A 17,315-nucleotide genomic window follows, 5' to 3' on the forward strand; every position below is an offset into this window, starting at 1 on the left:
AATGGAGCGCCGCGATAAAATTAATTACTATCTGGATCTTGCAGAGATCGTTCTGCAGCGAGGAACCTGCCTGCGCCGGAATTACGGCGCGGTGATCGTGAAAAACGATGAGGTGATCTCCACTGGCTATGTGGGTGCTCCTCGTGGCAGAAAGAACTGCACCGATCTGAATGTGTGCATCCGTCAAAAGCTGAAAATTCCCCGCGGTGAGCGGTATGAGATCTGCCGCAGCGTGCATGCAGAGGCAAACGCGATCATCAGTGCGCCCCGCGATAAGATGCTGGGCAGTCAGCTGTATCTGGTGGGCATCGATATGGCCACCAAGGACTATGTACAGAACGCCAACAGCTGTTCCATGTGCAAGCGAATGATCATCAACGCGGGAATTGAGCGGGTCTATATTCGCGACAGTAAGAACGAATACCGGATGATCGAGGTGCAGGATTGGATCGATCAGGATGAATCCCTGGAAGGCGTATTTGGATACTAAACAGAGAGGGAATACCAGCGAATGAAGGATGGAAAACTGAAGTCCATTTATGTGTGCTCCAACTGCGGAGAAACCAGTCCACGGTGGATGGGGCGCTGCCCCTCCTGCGGTGAGTGGAACACCATGACCGAGGACGTGGTCATGGTCGAGAGCAAAGCCACGGCAGCCAAGCGAAGCGCAAGCGCAGCAACCGGCCGTGTACAGGGACAAACCTCTCTGAAAGCGGATCGTTTGGCAGATATCAGCACCGATGAAGAAAAGAGCCGCATTGTGACCGGGATTCACGAACTGGATCGGGTTCTGGGCGGCGGTATCGTTCTGGGCAGCGTGGTGCTGCTGGGCGGTGAGCCTGGCGCAGGTAAGTCCACCTTGCTTCTGCAGCTGTGCGGAGCGATCTCCGGCAGCCACCATGTTTTGTACGTGACCGGCGAGGAATCCGCCCGCCAAATCAAACTGCGTGCAAACCGGCTGCGTGTTGCACAGGAAAACATCAGCTTAGTGGCAGAGACGGAGATCGATGAGATCTGTGGCCTGATCGAACAAATGCGTCCGGATCTGGTGGTGATCGATTCCATCCAGACGATGCATTGCTCGGATGTTTCTTCGTCCGCGGGCAGTGTCTCTCAGGTGAAGGAGTGTTCTGCCAGATTGCTGGCTGTGGCAAAAAGCTGTGAGATCCCGACCTTTATCGTAGGCCATGTAAACAAGGATGGTGCGATTGCTGGTCCCAAGGTCATGGAGCATATCGTGGATACCGTGCTTTATTTTGAAGGGGATAAGACCCTACCGTATCGAATCCTGCGGGGTGTAAAGAACCGCTATGGCTCCACCAACGAGATCGGTATGTTCGATATGACGGGAACCGGCCTGACCGAGATCGAGAACCCCTCTCAGCTGCTCCTGGACGGCCGTCCGCTTGGAATCAGTGGAAACTGCGTTGCCTGTACCATGGAAGGTACCAGACCCATTCTGAGCGAGGTACAGGCGCTTGTGACGAAAAGCGGTTTTGGTACGCCGCGGCGTGCTGCCAGCGGATTTGACTTCAACCGGACCAATTTGCTGATTGCAGTGCTGGAGAAACGGGCAGGTTACTTCTTTGCGAATCTGGATGTCTACATCAATATTGTGGGTGGCTTGGATTTGAACGAGACAGCTTGTGATCTTGCGGTCTGCCTGGCAATGGCTTCGGCGCTGATGGATAAGCCCATCGGGGACAAGACCATTGCCATCGGCGAAGTAGGTTTGGCTGGCGAAATCCGTAACGTGACATTTTTGGAAAACCGGCTGCGGGAAGCGCAGCGAATCGGGTTCACGAAAGCCATTGTGCCGAAGCACAGCTTGAAGCAGCTGGAGCTCAGTGAATTTTCTGATATGGAGCTGATTGGCGTTTCGTATATCCGGGATGCGATCCAGGCAATCAAGTAATAAAAAGAGCCAGCGGCGCTGGAATGCAGGATTGTGCTACCAGCGCCGCTGAAATGAAATAATTAGTTGGAGTGGGTATGAAGGAGGAAAACTGAGCAGCTCAGAGTGAAACAGAAAGAAGGCATAAGGCAGGGCCTTTTATTTTGTTTCGTATAGTATTTCGCTAAATACAAATTTAGCGAAATAGAGGGAAGCGGAAAAGCATGATTTCTTCCAATATCGCTCTTTTGAGCGGATGTCCGCTCGTGCCGGCCGATGCAGTCTGTCAAACCAGTTTGCTGCAAAAATCATTGATTTTATGAAAAACAAATTCAAATGTTTCTGTTATAATAATATGGTCAGTTTACTTTGGGATGTGATTATCTTATGAGCACTTACATCAATCCGCTTCATCCGAATCGTCATGCACCGTATGACGATATTCCGCGGGATGTTCGAGATTTTTTGAATTATCTTGGCGCGATTCTGAATCGCTCGCCGCGCACGGTCAATGGCTATTATATTGATCTTCGTACCTTTTTCCGTTTTATGATGCGTTATCGTGGTTTGGCCCCGGATACGGATTTTGATGAGATCGATGTATCCGGCTTGGACTTAGCGTTCATTGGTTCTATTACAACCAGCGATATCTATGAATACCTGTATTTCCTGAAAAACGAGCGGCTCAATGAACCGGCAGCCCGCGCGCGCAAGCTTAGTGCCGTGAAAAGCCTGTACCGGTTCCTTACAGTCAAAGCAAACCGTCTGAGTAATGATCCGGCGAAGGATGTATCGGTGCCAACGACCAAACGTGCACTGCCGAAGTATCTGTCTCTGGAAGAAAGCATGGAATTGTTAAAAAATATACAAAGTGACTTTTATGAGCGGGATTACTGCATCATCACCCTTTTTCTGAATTGCGGTATGCGTCTGGTTGAGCTGGTGGGCATCAACATGAGCGATTTTCAGGAAGATACCATTCGCATCGTGGGTAAAGGCAACAAAGAGCGTCTGGTGTATCTGAATCAGGCGTGCATCCATGCGCTGGAACGGTATTGCGCTGCCCGGGCAAAGCTGATGAATTTGCAGGACAAGGATGCCCTTTTCGTATCCCGTAGGACGGGAAAACGCATTGGGGCGCGGCGTGTGGAGCAGATCGTAGAGCGATGCCTGAAGCTGGCTGGACTTTCCGGCAAGGGTTATTCGCCGCATAAGCTGCGGCATACCGCGGCCACACTGATGTACCGTCACGGCAATGTGGATATGCTGGAACTAAAAGAGATTCTAGGCCATGAGCACGTTTCCACCACGGAGATCTACACGCACATCAACACGGAAAAGCTGCGTACTGCTGCCAGTTCGACTCCCCTTTCCCGTGTGGAATTTACACAGAAAAAGGATACGCCAGTTTCACAGGAAGATTCAGAGGATGAACCGGAAGTACCGGAGGTCCCGGAATTGTTCGATGATCTGGAGCATGGTCCATCAGCCCAGGAATAACCCGGCAAAAAGAATGGAGCATACACAGGAAAGAATACAGGGCAGCAATGCAGTGCAGCAGCAAAGCAGCAATCTGCTTAAAACGCGTTTGCTTTCTGTGGTAGGGCGAGTTCCCCGGTTACGCACACATACAGCCAGAAGCTCGCGGGAAAGGCTCCATGCGGCAGCACTTTGACTGAGCAGCAGAAACAACCCCAAAAGCTGCGGGAAGAAGAAAAGCAGAAGTTCTATACCGGCTCCCCTTGCAAGGCCGTATTCCAGGTACAGGCAGGCGGTAAAAAAACCAGTACCGATTCCTTTCAGCAAAATGAGTGTGGGCAGTAGCACAACGCCAAAAGCACAGAACCCGGCCAAAGCGGCCAGCATAAGCTGTGTGAGCAGTGCAAGGAACTGTGCGCAAAAGATTTGAGAAAGCTGTCGCTCCAGATGCCGGGTAATTTGTAAGTCCACATAATGCTGGGCGTATTCCCGCAGCCAGCTGTCTGTACCAGGCTGCCAGAGCGCACCCAGAAGGATACCTGCCAGGTAAAGTAAGGCTCCCAGGGAGAATGCTCCAAACTGTTTTTTAGGCCGGATGGTGCGCTGAGAAAATGTGGATTTCCCGATTGTCGTTACCGGTGCATGAGCGGCTGTCTGGGAGAGTACTTCCACGAAGGGCGTTTTCGCGGAAGTATGTGCGGATGGATTGGCGCTGAAGGTGAAGTGCGGGTCTTGCGCTGCGGAATTGGATGACGGTTCGTTTCGATACGTCCACATAAACTTGTCCCTCTTTGAAGTTTCTTTTGTTCCATTCTATTCGGCTGCTTCAATAAAAAGAACCAGGGCAAATACCCTGGTTCTTTTTATCAGCGCGGTGTGTGAGCTCTTCGCTTTGCACGTTCACTGGAAAGCAGGCCAACATACCCGCCTAAAGCGCCCGCGAGGCTGTAGCACACGCATTTGATGGCGGCAAAAGCGGTGTACTCATAGCTTCCGCTCAACATTGCCGCAAACAGAAAAATCAAAAAGAAAAACAACCCGCAGCAAAGGCCGCAAAACAAGCCATTCTGCCCCATCCGCCGGGCCAGAATATATCCGCTCACAAAGCAGCCTGCCATAACCGCAATAGCGGACATGGGAATGGCCCACCAGGCAGATGGCTGCGCGGCAACGATCATTTTTGCCAAGAGGCAGAGTGCTGCAGTGCAGACAATTGCTCCTGCCCCTGCGGAAAAAAGAATGGAAAACAGTAATTGCTTGCCTGCATGTTCAGCAGATGTTCGTTTTTGCATACAAAAAACACCCCCTGCACTATTTCTATGCAGAGGGTGCTTTTATATGCGTGCTTACTTGGAAGAAGTCTGAGTGGCTTCCATGTTCAGCTTTTCGATGGACTGGATCGCAGCACGGCGGAAACGGATCTTGGTGCGGTCGCTGCCGGTCTCCAGAACGAAGGTGTCCTCCTTGATGGCGACCACGCGGCCAACGATACCGCCGATGGTGGTGACCTCATCGCCGATCTCCAGAGAATTGCGCATCTCGGTCTCTTTCTGCTGCTGCTTCTTCTGGGGCCGGTAAATGAACAGCCACATGAACAGCACCATGACCAGGATCATGATGAACGGGCTATAGAAGGAAATTGCGTCAGTGGAAGTGCTCAAAAGATTCAGTGCCATGTGTTGTAAACTCCTCTCGAATTCAATCGAATAAATTTATTATAGCGGATTACTGGCGGATATGCAAGCCTGTGAACAGGAAGATTTGGTCAGATGCGGGTATCCAGAAGAGTTACATAGCGATCATGGAATTCCTGGAAGTTGCCTTCGTCCAAAGCCTGCCGGATGCGCTCCATCAGCCGGTTGTAGAAATACAGATTGTGCATTACGCCGAGGCGCATACCCAGCATCTCGTCGGCCTTGAACAGGTGGCGCAGATAAGCGCGGCTGAAATTGCGGCAAACCGGGCAATCGCATTCCGGATCGATGGGGCCTTCGTCCTTCTGATACTTCAGATTCTTGATATTGATGATACCGCTCCAGGTGTTCAGATGACCGTGGCGGGCGTTGCGGCTGGGCATGACGCAGTCGAACAGGTCAACACCACGGGAAACCGCTTCAATGATGTTGCCGGGAGTGCCGACACCCATCAGATAACGAATCTTGTCCTTGGGCATGTGAGGCTCTACGGCGGAGATGATTCGGTACATATCCTCTGCCGGTTCACCCACAGCCAGGCCGCCGATGGCGTAGCCGTCCAGATCCAGCTCGGCGATCTGCTTCATATGCTCAACCCGCAGGTCCTCGTAGGTGCAGCCCTGGTTGATGCCGAACAGCATCTGATTGGGGTTGACCGCCAGGCCTTCCCGCTTCAGACGCTCCATTTCAGCCTTGCAGCGCTTGAGCCAACGGACGGTCCGGTCACAGCTGTCCTTGGAGTATTTGTACTCCGCCGGGTTTTCCACGCATTCATCGAAGGCCATTGCGATGGTGGAACCCAGATTAGCCTGAATCTGCATGCTTTCTTCCGGACCCATAAAGATCTTATGGCCGTCCAGATGGGAGTTGAAGGTAACGCCCTCCTCAGTGATCTTGCGCAGCTTGGAAAGGCTGAACACCTGGAATCCGCCGCTGTCGGTGAGGATAGGGCCGTCCCAGCGGGTAAACTTGTGCAGGCCACCCATTTCGGCTACCAGCTTATCGCCGGGGCGCAGATGCAGATGATAGGTGTTGCACAGCATGACCTGGCAGTGGATGTCTTTCAAATCGAACGCGCTCAGACCGCCTTTGATGGCGGCCGCCGTGGCAACGTTCATAAACGCGGGGGTCTGAACAGTGCCGTGAACGGTTTCGAATTCGCCCCGCCGGGCGTTGTGTTCGGTTTTCAGCAAGCGATAGGGCATAAACCGAGCTCCTTTCTGAATAAGTTATACAATCAAAGAATCAGCATGGCATCGCCAAAGCTGAAAAAGCGGTAACGCTGCTCCACAGCGGTCTTGTAGGCTGCCATGGTTTTTTCGTATCCATAGAAGGCGCTGACCAGCATGATCAGGGTGCTTTCCGGCAGATGGAAATTGGTGATCAAACCATCCAGGCACAGGAACTTGCAGCCGGGATACAAAAAGATGCTGGTGTCGCCGCTGCAGGCCTGGATTTTGCCGTATTTGGCGGCCACCGATTCCAAGGTGCGGCAGCTGGTGGTGCCAACGGCGATGACCCGGTGACCTGCTTCTTTGGTTTCGTTGATAAGACGGGCGGTCTCCTCGCTCACGCTGTACCACTCCGAATGCATCAGGTGATCCTCGATCTCGTCTTCCTTTACCGGGCGGAAGGTGCCGAGGCCCACATGCAGGGTGACCTCAGTAATACCGATTCCCTTCTCTTTCAGCTTCTGCATCAGTTCCGGGGTGAAGTGCAGGCCTGCAGTGGGTGCTGCCGCGCTGCCCAGTTCTTTGGCATATACGGTCTGATACTGACTCTGATCCTCCAGCTGCTTGGTGATATAGGGAGGAAGCGGCATTTTGCCGAACTCGTCCAGCTTTTCGTAAAGGGTCTGGGTGTCGTACTGGAAGGAAACCAGCTTGTTGCCGTCTTCTTTGGTCTCCTGAATCGTGGCAACCAAAGAGCCGTCGCCAAACAGGATGCGCATACCGGGCTTGAGCCGTTTACCGGGGCGTGCCAGACATTCCCAAACGTCGTTGCTCTCCTGCCGGAGCAGAAGCAGCTCACACACCGCGCCGGTGTGTTCCTTTTGGCCGATCAGGCGGGCCGGCAAAACCTTGGAGTTGTTCACCACCAGAAGGTCGCCAGGCTCCAGCAGATCCACCAGGTCCCGGAAGATGCGGTGCTGGATCTGATCGTTGGAACGGTCCAGGCACATCAGCCGGGCAGCGTCGCGGGGGCTGCAGGGTTCCTGCGCGATCAATTCCTGCGGCAGGTCGAACCAGAAATCTTTTTTCAGCATAGAAATATTGCCTCTCCTTACATTGACATTACCTGCCGGCAATGCTATAGTTAGAACAAAGCACAGAACCGCTGTGCATGTGTTATGCAATCTAATTTATTATATTGCATACGTTGCCGGTTTTCAAGCCGGTTTTTTTTATATCCGGCGGTATTGTTCGGATATAACCTGAAAGGGGTCCGGCATAGGTATGAAAATGCCGGGAGGGAAACGGAAAGGATGATGTAAGCGATGAAAAAGTATCAAGTTGGTGTTGTTGGCGCCACCGGAATGGTTGGTCAGCGGTTTGTTTCCTTGTTGGAGAACCATCCTTGGTTCGAGCTGGTCGTCGTGGCTGCGTCTCCCCGTTCTGCGGGCAAGACCTACGAGGAAGCCGTTGGCGCCCGCTGGGCCATGCCTACTCCGATGCCGCAGAATGCTGCAAAGCTTGTTGTAATGGATGCTTCCCACGTGGAGGAAGTCGCCCAAAAGGTGGACTTTGTGTTCTGCGCTGTGGACATGAAGAAGGATGAGATCAAGGCCCTGGAGGAAGCATATGCCAAGGCAGAGTGCCCGGTGATTTCCAACAACAGTGCCAATCGGTTTACCGATGATGTGCCCATGATCGTGCCGGAGATCAACGCAGATCACGCTCAGATTATCGAGGCACAGCGCCGCCGTCTGGGTACCACCCGAGGCTTCATTGCAGTGAAATCCAACTGCTCTCTGCAGAGCTATGTTCCCGCGCTTCATCCCCTGCGGGAGGAGTTCGGTCTGAAGAATGTTCTGGTATGCACCTATCAGGCCATTTCCGGCGCAGGCAAGACCTTTGAGACCTGGCCCGAAATGGTGGATAACTGCATCCCCTACATCGGCGGCGAGGAAGAGAAAAGCGAACAGGAGCCTCTGAAGCTGTGGGGCCATGTGGAAGGCGACCGCATTGTGAAGGCTGCCTCCCCTGCCATCACTGCTCAGTGCCTGCGCATTCCCGTGTCCGACGGTCATATGGCTGCTGTGTTCATGAGCTTTGAGAAGAAACCCACCAAGGAGCAGATCCTGGAGCGGTGGGCTGCATTCCAGGGTGAGGCGCAGCACCTGGAGCTGCCCAGCGCACCCAAGCAGTTCCTGCACTATTTTGAGGAAAATGACCGCCCGCAGACCAAGCTGGACCGGAATCTGGAAAACGGTATGGCGGTATCCATCGGCCGTCTGCGTGAAGACACTCAGTACGATTACAAGTTTGTATGCCTTTCCCATAACACCCTGCGGGGAGCTGCAGGCGGCGGCGTGCTGCTGGCAGAGCTGCTGGCAGCGAAGGGCTATCTGGATTGATTTGAGCCAATTGATTTGAACCAAAGGAGATGACAGCGATGAAAGAGCTTATTTTCACCGGAAGTGCGGTTGCCATGATTACCCCGATGTGCGACGATGGCTCCGTGAATTTTGCGGAATTGAAAAAGATGGCCGAGTTTCAGGTGGAAAGCGGCACGGACGCGCTGGTCGTGTGCGGGACCACGGGTGAATCCGCCACGCTGGAGGACGACGAGCATCTGGAATGCATCCGCTGCGTGGTGGAGGCAGTGCAGGGCCGTGTTCCGGTCATTGCCGGGACCGGATCCAACAACACCGCTCATGCGGTGATGATGTCCAAAGAGGCTGCCGCACTGGGCGCGGATGCACTGCTGCTGGTTACTCCCTACTACAACAAGACCAGTCAGGCCGGGCTTGTGAAGAGCTTTTTCACAATTGCGGATTCCGCCAATCTGCCTGCCATCATCTATAATGTGCCTTCCCGTACAGGGGTAAACATTCAGCCGGAAACCGCTCTGGAGCTTTCCCGTCATCCCATGATCCGGGGACTCAAGGAGGCCAGCGGCAATATTGCACAGGTGGTACGGATTGCGGCACTGTGCGGTGAGGAGCTGCCGCTCTATTCCGGCAACGACGATCAGGTGGTTCCCCTGCTCTCGGTTGGCGGCAAGGGTGTGATTTCGGTGGCAGCCAATGTGGCCCCCGCTCAGATGCACCAGATGTGCCAGCTCTGGTTTGACGGTAAAACCAAAGAGAGTGCAGCAATGCAGCTGGAGCTCAGCGAGCTGTGCAGCGCGTTGTTCTGCGATGTGAACCCGATCCCCGTGAAGGCTGCAATGAATATGCTGGGCTGGGATGCCGGTGATTGTCGGCTGCCTTTGGTTGAGCCCAGTGAAGCAAACTTGGCCCGGATCGAAAAAGCGCTGCGGGATACCGGTTTGCTTTGATTCGGAATAAACCTGTTATAACCGTATAAATTTCTGCCCGGCGGCTGGCCGCAGAAGCAACGGCGTAAGCTGTTTGCCGCACCTGCGCTTTCGCCGGGCATTTTTACAAAAGGGAGTACGAAAAATGACGGATATTATCATTCAGGGTATCAATGGACGGATGGGAAAGGTGCTGTGTGAGCTGATTGCCCAGCGGGATGACTGCCGAATCGTAGGCGGTGTGGATGTTTCCGCACAGAGCGGTTCGATCCCTGTGGCAGCCAGTCTGGAGGAGCTGAACGTGAAGGCGGATGTGATCATCGATTTCTCCACTCCTGAGGCCACGAAATCCGCGCTGCGCTATTGCCAGAGCACCGGCACCGCTTGTGTGGTGTGCACTACCGGTCTGGATGAGGAATGCGGAGAGCTGATTCAGCAGACTGCGGAAAAGGCTCCGGTCTTCAAGAGCGCCAACATGTCTATGGGCATCAACCTGCTGGCAGAGCTGGCCCAGAAGGCCGCCCAGGCTTTGGGCATGGATTACGACGTTGAGATCATTGAAAAGCATCACCACAACAAGGTGGATGCTCCCAGCGGAACCGCACTTCTCCTGGCCGATGAGATCAATGAAGCTACCGGAAACCGGTATCACTATGTTTATGACCGTCACTCCGTGCGCCAGAAGCGGGACCCCCACGAGCTGGGGCTGCATGCGATTCGCGGCGGCAGCATTGTGGGTGACCATGAAATCCTGTTCTGCGGCCCGGATGAAGTGATCACGCTCTCCCACAGCGCAGGGTCCCGCGCTGTTTTTGCCAACGGCGCGATCAACGCGGCGATTTTCCTTACCGGTCAGAAAAACGGCCTTTACGACATGAAAGACCTGATGCGATCTCTGCTGTGAGGGTATTATGAAACGTACGATTGCTGCAGTTCTGATGCTGGTTTCTGTATGCTGTTTGCTGTTTTGTGCGGTATGGTTCTTCCGAAACGGTACAGAAGCACGACCGGTATTTGCTCAATCGGCGCTGGAACAGGAGCCGGAAGCACTTCCCTCCCCTACTCCCACGCCGGGGCCGCAGGTACAGACGCTTCGTTTTTCTGCCACTGGTGATAATCTGATCCACAACGGTATCTATGAGCAGGCAAAGCGGCGGGCACAGGCAAACGGAGCGGACGGCTATGATTTTTCCTACTGCTATGAAAATGTGAAGTCCTTTTACAGTGATTTTGATGTGAACTGGATCAACCAGGAAACGCTGGTGACCGATACACTGGAGCCCAGCACTTACCCGTGCTTCTCCACACCCGGTGACATGGGGCGGCAGCTGTACGACCTGGGCTTCCGCGTGTTCAACCTGTCCAACAACCACACCTACGATAAGGGTGCACAGGGGCTGCAGGCGACCATGGACTTCTGGTCTGCCATGCCAGAGGATGTGACAACCGCCGGGCTGTACACAGAGGATGCTGCTGCGCCTGTAATCCAGACGGTGGATGGTGTGAAGATTGCCTATCTGGGATTTACAGAACACACCAACGGAATCAATACGCCCGCCAGTGCGCCTGCCCATGTGATTTACACCAGTGAGCTGGATGTGATGCAGCAGATGCTGGAACAGGCGCGCAGCGAGGCGGACTTGGTTGTGGTCAGCGTGCATTGGGGCGTGGAGGGCAGCCACTCGGTCACACAAGCGCAGAGAGATCTGGCGCAAAAAATGGCCGATTGGGGCGCAGATGTAATTATTGGTACTCATCCTCATGTGGTGCAGACCGCGCAGTGGCTTACCACGGCGGATGGCCGGCAGACTTTTGTTGCTTATTCCCTGGGGAATTTTTTGAACGCACAATCTACAGCGGACACCATGGTAGGGCTGATCCTTACCTTTACGGTGGAAAAGACCACTCAGCCGGATGGCAGCAGCAGTACGGCGATTCGGGAACCGTTGTTCTACCCAACGGTCAATCACTACGATGCCCATTATGCCAACATCCGCATGTATCTGCTCAGGGATTACACCGACGAGCTTGCTGCAGCCCACGGTGTGAGCGGTAACTTCCCGGGCTTTTCGCTCAACTATATCACTTCCATGCTTCAGGAAAATGTGGACCCGGAATTCCTGGCACTTCCTGAATGAACTCTATTATGTCAAGAGCAGACTCCAAAACAGCGGCATGCCGCACAACGTGCTCGAAAGTTTTTATCCTGTTACAAGCCTCACCGGAACATATTCCTCATGGATATGTTTTTTGCAGCACTCAGCGCCTGCAGTGTGCTGCTGTTCCCTTTGGTTTCCGGGTATCTGACCGGAGAGGTCCTTGCCCAGTGGGACAGCACCACAAAAAGCAAGCTCATTGGCGCCGCTTTCTTTCTGGTGGTGCTGACTGTAGTAAAGGTGATCAGCAATATTACGTATGCGTATTTTGGCCATTCCATGGGAGCAAAGATGGAAGAGACTATGCGTACCGAGCTGTTTTGCCACTACGAATCCCTGTCGTTTGATTTCCATGCGAGAAACAGTACAGGAAAGCTGATGACGGTCCTTTCCAACGACTTGACCAACATGACTGAGCTGTTCCATCATGCTCCGGAAGATCTGTTGATGACACTGATCAAATTTGTTGGTGCGTTCGTCATCATGCTAAGCATTCACGTTCCCCTGACACTGATCGTTTTTCTGGCTCTGCCGTTTCTGGGCATTGCTGCATACTACACAGATAAGCGAATGGAGCGTTGCCTGCTGCAAAACAAGCGGCACCTTTCTGAGCTGAACGAGTATGCGGAGGATACCCTTTCAGGGATACGAACAGTGAAAGCCTTCGGAAAAGAAGCTGAGCATGGAAAACAGTTCCGGCAACAGAATGCACGCTATACTGAAAGCAAGTGCATCTTCTACAAGCTGGAAGCCTACTTTTACGAAACAGTGGAGGCCTATCCGCAGTTTCTTTCGATGATGGTGGTGATTTTCGGCTCCCTGTTTATTGCGCGGGGAAGCCTGAACGCGGCGGTTCTGGTCACCTTCCTGCTGTATGCCGGGAGTCTGGCAGAGCCCATTCGGACCATGTTGAACTTTATGCGGTTATTCGAAGAAGGTAAAGCCAGCTTTATCCGCTTTATGGATATGATGGAGATACATCCGGCAGTGCAGCAAGCAAAGGATGCCGTTCCCCTGCCCAATCCGACCGGAGAAATTGTCTTCGATAAGGTCTCGTTCCATTACGAGGATTCGCCGGACAATGTGCTGGAGGATGTCTCCTTTCGGATTCAGAGTGGTCAGACTGTGGCCTTTGCCGGAGCGTCCGGTATCGGAAAAACGACTGTCGCTTCCCTGATTGCCCGATTCTATGATGTTTGCGCGGGACAGATTCGAATTGATGGGGTCGATATCCGTGACCTGCTGCTGAGCGATTTGCAAAAACACATTGGTATTGTTCGGCAGGAGGTATATATTTTCAATGGGACGATTCGGGAGAATATCCGTTATGGGCGTAAAGATGCCACCGATGAAGAAATCGTGGAGGCAGCCAAGCTGGCTAATATCCACGAATTCATCCTTTCTCTGGAGCATGGATACGACAGCATTGTTGGTACAAGAGGAATCATGCTTTCCGGCGGGCAGCGGCAACGGATCAGCATTGCGCGGATCTTTTTGAAAAATCCCAAGATTCTCATCCTGGATGAAGCCACCAGCGCGCTGGACTACGAGAGCGAAGAGATCATTCAAGCATCCATTGAGCAGCTGAAGCAGAATCGCACATCGATTGTCATTGCGCATCGCTTGTCCACAATTCGCAATGCCGACCGGATCTATGTGCTGTCCGATCGGGGGATTTCGGAGCAGGGCACGCACGATGAACTGATCGCGCGGAATGGTGAATACGCAAAGCTTTCCAGAATCGGAACTTTGTAAACGAAAAAGGCCGGGGCTTTTGTCTCGGCCTTTGCTATGCAGAAAACCGGCGTGCGGCATCACAAAGAGCCGCACGCCGGTTTCTTCATTAGACTTTACTTTACCAGAGGCAGCGCTTACAGCTGAACCTTGTGGTAGGTCTTCTTGCCCTTCTTGATCACAACGCCGTTTGCCAGCTGCTCGGCGGTAACGGGCAGAGTGGGATCGGAAACCTTTTCGCCGTCCAGCAGAATGCCGCCCTGCTGGATCAGCTGACGGGCTTCACGCTTGCTGGGAACCAGCTTGGCAGCCATCATCAGGTCCAGAATGCCGATGCGGCCATCCTGCAGCTGATCGGCGGTCAGAGTGGTGCTGGGCATGTTGGCCATGTCGGCAGCACCACTGAACAGACCACGGGCAGTCTCCTGCGCCTTGGCAGCCTCCTTTTCGCTGTGGACCAGCTTGGTCAGCTCAAAGGCCAGCAGCTCTTTCGCCTTGTTCAGCTGGCTGCCTTCCCAATCGGCCATCGCGTCGATCTCTTCCAGGGGAACATCGGTGAGCATGCGCAGGCACTTGAGCACGTCGGCGTCATCCACATTACGCCAGTACTGGTAGAACTCGTAGGGGCTGGTCTTTTCGGGGTCCAGCCACACGGCGCCCTTCTGGGTCTTGCCCATCTTCTTGCCCTCCGAGGTGAGCAGCAGAGTGATGGTCATGGCGTAGGCGTCTTTGCCCAGCTTACGGCGAATCAGCTCGGTACCACCCAGCATGTTGGACCACTGGTCATCGCCGCCGCACTGCAGGTTGCAGCCCAGCTCCTGGAACATGTGGTAGAAATCGTAGGACTGCATGATCATGTAGTTGAATTCCAGGAAGGACAGGCCCTTCTCCATGCGCTGTTTGTAGCATTCCGCCCGCAGCATGTTATTGACCGAGAAACAGGGGCCAACTTCCCGCAGCAGCTCAATGTAGTTCAGCTTCATCAGCCAGTCGGCGTTGTTCAGCATAAGGGCCTTGCCGTCCGAAAAGTCGATGAACTTGCTCATCTGCTTCTTAAAGCACTCGCAGTTGTGCTGAATGGTCTCGGTGGTCATCATGCTGCGCATGTCGGTACGGCCGGAGGGGTCGCCTACCATGGCCGTGCCGCCGCCGATCAGAGCGATGGGGCGGTTGCCTGCACGCTGCATCCGGCGCATCAGGTTCAGCGCCATGAAATGGCCCACATGCAGAGAGTCAGCAGTGGGGTCAAAGCCGATGTAGAAAGTGGCCTTACCGTTGTTGATCAGGTCCTTGATCTCTTCTTCGTCGGTCACCTGGGCAACCAGGCCGCGGGCAACCAGTTCGTCGTACAAAGTCATTGTGTGTTCTCCTCCTGTGTCATTGCGGCAAAAGGCATAGAAAAAGCCCTCTGCCAAACCTGAATTTGGCAGAGGGCGAAAAATCGCGGTACCACCTCTATTCGCCCGCTCCTCACGAAAACGGGCCTTGCGGAGTGCAAAGCAACACTCCTGCGCGGTAACGGGCGCACACGGCACAGCCTAATTGCCACAGGGCGTTCAGCCTGCTGCTCAGGGAGGTATTCATTGATCCGCCGCGCTGCCCTTTTCACCAACCAGGGCTTCTCTGTGCCGCAAACGAAGCAACTACTTGTTCCCGTCGTTGCATTTGATATTTAGCAGTATAGCGCAAAGCATTTGCGTTGTCAAGGGTTAGAGCGACAGCATCTCCCGGGCGTTGGCCAGGCTCAGATCGGTGATGTGGTCGCCGGAAATGATGCGTGCCAGCTCCTGCACACGGCCTGCCTGGTCCAGCGGGTGGATTTGGGTAAAGGTACGCTGTCCCTCCACGTTTTTCTGAATCAGCAGATGGCTGGTAGCCAGTGCAGCGATTTGTGCAGTGTGAGTGATGCAGAGCACCTGCCGCCCCTTGGAGGTCTGGCGAAGCTTTTCACCGATTCGTCCAGCGGCAAGGCCGGAAACACCGGTATCGATCTCGTCATAAATAACAGTGGGAATGGCGTCCTTTTCCGCCAGCGCACTTTTCAGTGCCAGCATGATGCGGGAAAGCTCACCGCCGGATGCGATCTTCGCCAGAGGCTTCGGCGCTTCGCCCAGGTTGGTGGAAATATAAAATTCCACGGTATCCTGACCGGAACTTGCCAGAGGGCCGCGGCTGTGCTGCAGCACAAAACGGGTGCCGGGCATGTTCAGGAAGGTGCATGCTTCCACCAGCTGCTGTTCCATCCGTTCAAAGGCGTTCAGACGGGTCTGGGTGAGCTTTTCCGCCAGAAGCTTGGCTTCCTTGTACAACGCTTGCTTTTGCTGGTTCAGCTGTTCCAGGGTCTCGTCTGCCCGCTCGATATGCTCCAGTTCTTCGCGGGACTTCTCCGCCATATGCAGCAGTTCCTCCACCGAGTCGGCCCCGTATTTGTTTTTCAGCCGGTAGATGGTATCCAGCCGCTGTTCCAGCTGGTCCAGCTCGGCCGGGTCAAAGCCATAGTCATCCAGACGGGAGGCCAGATCCACCGCAAGCTCCCGGGCGCTGTAGTACAAGTCCGCCAGACGCTCCTGCAGAGGCTGCAGGGATTCATCCAGAACGGCGGCCTGCTCCAGCGCTCCATTTGCACCACCCAGCAGATCAGCGGCGCCAGAGAACTCGTCCCCACCGGAAAGCGCACTGTGCGCCGAAGCAATTTGCTCCAGGATGGTCTGCGCGTGGGAAACGATCTGGCGGCGGGCGATCAGACGCTCTTCCTCGCCGATCTGCAACGCGGCATCCTCGATCTCGTTCAGCTGGAAACGGAGCAGTTCCATCCGCCGCTGCTTTTCCGCTTCGTCCAGCTGCAGCGCGTCGGCCTGCCGCTTCACCGCGATGAGCTCCTTATACACCTTGCGGTATGCATTGAATTCGTTTTGATTCTGGGCAAAGGCATCCAGAATGCCAAGATGTTTTGAAGGGTCGGTCAGACCCTGACTGTCGTGCTGGCCGTGAATGTTGATCAGCCCGGCGGTGATATCCCGCAGGACGGATACAGTGGCGGGCATACCGTTGATGCGGCAATGGCTTTTGCCCTCCGCTGTGATCTCGCGGTAGATCAGAAGCTCTTCACCTGCGTCATAACCGGCTTGTTCCAGCTGCATCTTCACCTGCTTGGGCAGTTGGTCAAAGGTGGCCCAGATGCAGGCCTTCGGCGCACCGGTGCGAACCAGATCACGGCTGATCCGATTGCCCAGAATGGCGCTGATGGAGTCGATCAGGATCGATTTGCCTGCGCCGGTTTCACCGGTCAGGACGTTCAGCCCGGCAGTGAACTGCACCTGTACCTTTTCGATCACAGCCACATTTTCAATTCGTAATGAGGTTAACATGGAACCAGATCAATCCTTCCTGTGATAGCGATCCGATCAGCGCTTGGCAACATACTGGCTCAGAGTCTGGCACAGATGCTGGGCGTCTGCCTCGGTGCGCATCAGGATCAGGAAGGTGTCATCGCCGGAAAGAGTTCCGACGACCTCTTCCTCCCATTTCATGGAATCGAACAGCTCGCAGGCAGCATTGGCCATACCGGAAAAGCACTTGACCAGAACAGTATGGCCCGCGTAGTCCAGTTTGAGCACAGACTCCCGGAAAATCATTTCGAACCGGCCGGGTGAATGCACCTGCTGACTGCCGGCTGCGGCCGCGGATACATAGCGGTACTGCCCGCCGCCCGCGGCGACCTTGACCAGATGCAGCTCCCGGATATCGCGGGACACGGTGGCCTGCGTGACCTGGAAGCCGGCATCCTTCAAATAGCGCAGCAGATCCTCCTGCCGGTCGATTGCGTGCTGCTGGATCAATTCAAGAATTTTGTTATGGCGTTCACCTTTCACCGGC

16 protein-coding genes and 1 other annotated feature are annotated in these 17,315 nt (G+C 54.3%); of the genes, 8 read left to right on the forward strand and 8 right to left on the reverse strand.

Annotation, left to right across the window (positions count from 1 at the left end):
• Position 1: 1 nt before the first annotated feature.
• The 3 genes from B5G03_RS09515 to B5G03_RS09525 all read left to right on the forward strand — a co-directional run bounded on the left by B5G03_RS09515 (position 2) and on the right by B5G03_RS09525 (position 3,394).
• Positions 2-490: a deoxycytidylate deaminase gene (locus tag B5G03_RS09515; RefSeq protein ID WP_087181470.1), complete on the forward strand. Its 489-nt coding sequence runs from the start codon at positions 2-4 to the stop codon at positions 488-490.
• 21 nt (positions 491-511) lie between these two features.
• Positions 512-1,915: a DNA repair protein RadA gene (gene radA / locus B5G03_RS09520; RefSeq protein WP_087181471.1), complete on the forward strand. Its 1,404-nt coding sequence runs from the start codon at positions 512-514 to the stop codon at positions 1,913-1,915.
• Between the two features lie 366 nt (positions 1,916-2,281).
• A complete protein-coding gene (locus tag B5G03_RS09525) occupies positions 2,282-3,394 on the forward strand; it encodes a tyrosine recombinase XerC (RefSeq protein WP_087181472.1) in 1,113 nt (370 codons plus the stop codon).
• Here the strand turns inward: B5G03_RS09525 and B5G03_RS09530 are convergent.
• The 5 genes from B5G03_RS09530 to queA all read right to left on the reverse strand — a co-directional run bounded on the left by B5G03_RS09530 (position 3,380) and on the right by queA (position 7,333).
• Positions 3,380-4,150, reverse strand: coding sequence for a hypothetical protein (locus B5G03_RS09530; RefSeq protein WP_087181473.1), 771 nt, complete (start codon positions 4,148-4,150; stop codon positions 3,380-3,382). The two genes, B5G03_RS09525 and B5G03_RS09530, sit on opposite strands and share 15 nt — an antisense overlap.
• Before the next feature lie 89 nt (positions 4,151-4,239).
• Positions 4,240-4,665, reverse strand: coding sequence for a TIGR04086 family membrane protein (locus B5G03_RS09535; protein WP_087181474.1), 426 nt, complete (start codon positions 4,663-4,665; stop codon positions 4,240-4,242).
• Positions 4,666-4,719: 54 nt separating this feature from the next.
• Complete coding sequence (gene yajC / locus B5G03_RS09540) at positions 4,720-5,049, reverse strand: preprotein translocase subunit YajC (protein WP_206406354.1); 330 nt, start codon at positions 5,047-5,049, stop codon at positions 4,720-4,722.
• Positions 5,050-5,138: 89 nt separating this feature from the next.
• The gene (gene tgt / locus B5G03_RS09545) at positions 5,139-6,272 is read right to left on the reverse strand and encodes a tRNA guanosine(34) transglycosylase Tgt (protein ID WP_087181475.1); all 1,134 of its coding nucleotides are present in this window, start codon (positions 6,270-6,272) and stop codon (positions 5,139-5,141) included.
• 32 nt (positions 6,273-6,304) lie between these two features.
• The gene (queA, locus tag B5G03_RS09550; protein WP_087181476.1) at positions 6,305-7,333 is read right to left on the reverse strand and encodes a tRNA preQ1(34) S-adenosylmethionine ribosyltransferase-isomerase QueA; all 1,029 of its coding nucleotides are present in this window, start codon (positions 7,331-7,333) and stop codon (positions 6,305-6,307) included.
• Between the two features lie 231 nt (positions 7,334-7,564).
• Here queA and asd point away from each other — a divergent pair, with 231 nt between their 5' ends.
• The 5 genes from asd to B5G03_RS09575 all read left to right on the forward strand — a co-directional run bounded on the left by asd (position 7,565) and on the right by B5G03_RS09575 (position 13,460).
• Positions 7,565-8,644 (forward strand): aspartate-semialdehyde dehydrogenase, encoded by a 1,080-nt coding sequence (gene asd, locus B5G03_RS09555; RefSeq protein ID WP_087181477.1) that lies wholly within the window; start codon positions 7,565-7,567, stop codon positions 8,642-8,644.
• A 38-nt stretch (positions 8,645-8,682) separates the two neighbouring features.
• Positions 8,683-9,570 carry a 4-hydroxy-tetrahydrodipicolinate synthase gene (gene dapA / locus B5G03_RS09560; protein ID WP_087181478.1) on the forward strand — a complete coding sequence of 296 codons (888 nt, stop codon included), beginning with the start codon at positions 8,683-8,685 and terminating at the stop codon, positions 9,568-9,570.
• 124 nt (positions 9,571-9,694) lie between these two features.
• Positions 9,695-10,453: a 4-hydroxy-tetrahydrodipicolinate reductase gene (gene dapB, locus B5G03_RS09565; protein ID WP_087181479.1), complete on the forward strand. Its 759-nt coding sequence runs from the start codon at positions 9,695-9,697 to the stop codon at positions 10,451-10,453.
• A gap of 7 nt (positions 10,454-10,460) precedes the next feature.
• Positions 10,461-11,687, forward strand: a complete 1,227-nt coding sequence (locus B5G03_RS09570; protein WP_087181480.1) for a CapA family protein — start codon at positions 10,461-10,463, stop codon at positions 11,685-11,687.
• A 99-nt stretch (positions 11,688-11,786) separates the two neighbouring features.
• On the forward strand, positions 11,787-13,460 hold the full coding sequence (locus B5G03_RS09575; RefSeq protein ID WP_087181481.1) for an ABC transporter ATP-binding protein: 1,674 nt from the start codon (positions 11,787-11,789) through the stop codon (positions 13,458-13,460).
• Positions 13,461-13,576: 116 nt separating this feature from the next.
• Here the strand turns inward: B5G03_RS09575 and tyrS are convergent, their stop codons facing one another.
• The 3 genes from tyrS to B5G03_RS09590 all read right to left on the reverse strand — a co-directional run bounded on the left by tyrS (position 13,577) and on the right by B5G03_RS09590 (position 17,311).
• Positions 13,577-14,797 carry a tyrosine--tRNA ligase gene (gene tyrS, locus B5G03_RS09580; RefSeq protein ID WP_087181482.1) on the reverse strand — a complete coding sequence of 407 codons (1,221 nt, stop codon included), beginning with the start codon at positions 14,795-14,797 and terminating at the stop codon, positions 13,577-13,579.
• A gap of 68 nt (positions 14,798-14,865) precedes the next feature.
• Positions 14,866-15,108 (reverse strand) — a binding site (T-box leader).
• Between the two features lie 40 nt (positions 15,109-15,148).
• Positions 15,149-16,807, reverse strand: coding sequence for a DNA repair protein RecN (gene recN / locus B5G03_RS09585; RefSeq protein ID WP_087181483.1), 1,659 nt, complete (start codon positions 16,805-16,807; stop codon positions 15,149-15,151).
• Positions 16,808-16,843: 36 nt separating this feature from the next.
• Positions 16,844-17,311, reverse strand: coding sequence for an arginine repressor (locus B5G03_RS09590; protein ID WP_087181484.1), 468 nt, complete (start codon positions 17,309-17,311; stop codon positions 16,844-16,846).
• Between the last annotated feature and the right edge of the window lie 4 nt (positions 17,312-17,315).

The organism is Gemmiger sp. An50, assembly GCF_002161595.1.
Lineage (GTDB): Bacteria > Bacillota > Clostridia > Oscillospirales > Ruminococcaceae > Allofournierella.

Bases quoted from the DNA above. Each gene is read 5' to 3' on its own strand.
- asd (WP_087181477.1), top strand. From the start codon at position 7,565: ATGAAAAAGTATCAAGTTGGTGTTGTTGGCGCCACCGGAATGGTTGGT.
- B5G03_RS09525 (WP_087181472.1), top strand. From the start codon at position 2,282: ATGAGCACTTACATCAATCCGCTTCATCCGAATCGTCATGCACCGTAT.
- dapA (WP_087181478.1), top strand. From the start codon at position 8,683: ATGAAAGAGCTTATTTTCACCGGAAGTGCGGTTGCCATGATTACCCCG.
- B5G03_RS09530 (WP_087181473.1), bottom strand. From the start codon at position 4,150: ATGTGGACGTATCGAAACGAACCGTCATCCAATTCCGCAGCGCAAGAC.
- B5G03_RS09570 (WP_087181480.1), top strand. From the start codon at position 10,461: ATGAAACGTACGATTGCTGCAGTTCTGATGCTGGTTTCTGTATGCTGT.
- B5G03_RS09535 (WP_087181474.1), bottom strand. From the start codon at position 4,665: ATGCAAAAACGAACATCTGCTGAACATGCAGGCAAGCAATTACTGTTT.
- B5G03_RS09515 (WP_087181470.1), top strand. From the start codon at position 2: ATGGAGCGCCGCGATAAAATTAATTACTATCTGGATCTTGCAGAGATC.
- queA (WP_087181476.1), bottom strand. From the start codon at position 7,333: ATGCTGAAAAAAGATTTCTGGTTCGACCTGCCGCAGGAATTGATCGCG.
- tgt (WP_087181475.1), bottom strand. From the start codon at position 6,272: ATGCCCTATCGCTTGCTGAAAACCGAACACAACGCCCGGCGGGGCGAA.
- radA (WP_087181471.1), top strand. From the start codon at position 512: ATGAAGGATGGAAAACTGAAGTCCATTTATGTGTGCTCCAACTGCGGA.
- tyrS (WP_087181482.1), bottom strand. From the start codon at position 14,797: ATGACTTTGTACGACGAACTGGTTGCCCGCGGCCTGGTTGCCCAGGTG.
- B5G03_RS09575 (WP_087181481.1), top strand. From the start codon at position 11,787: ATGGATATGTTTTTTGCAGCACTCAGCGCCTGCAGTGTGCTGCTGTTC.
- recN (WP_087181483.1), bottom strand. From the start codon at position 16,807: ATGTTAACCTCATTACGAATTGAAAATGTGGCTGTGATCGAAAAGGTA.
- dapB (WP_087181479.1), top strand. From the start codon at position 9,695: ATGACGGATATTATCATTCAGGGTATCAATGGACGGATGGGAAAGGTG.
- yajC (WP_206406354.1), bottom strand. From the start codon at position 5,049: ATGGCACTGAATCTTTTGAGCACTTCCACTGACGCAATTTCCTTCTAT.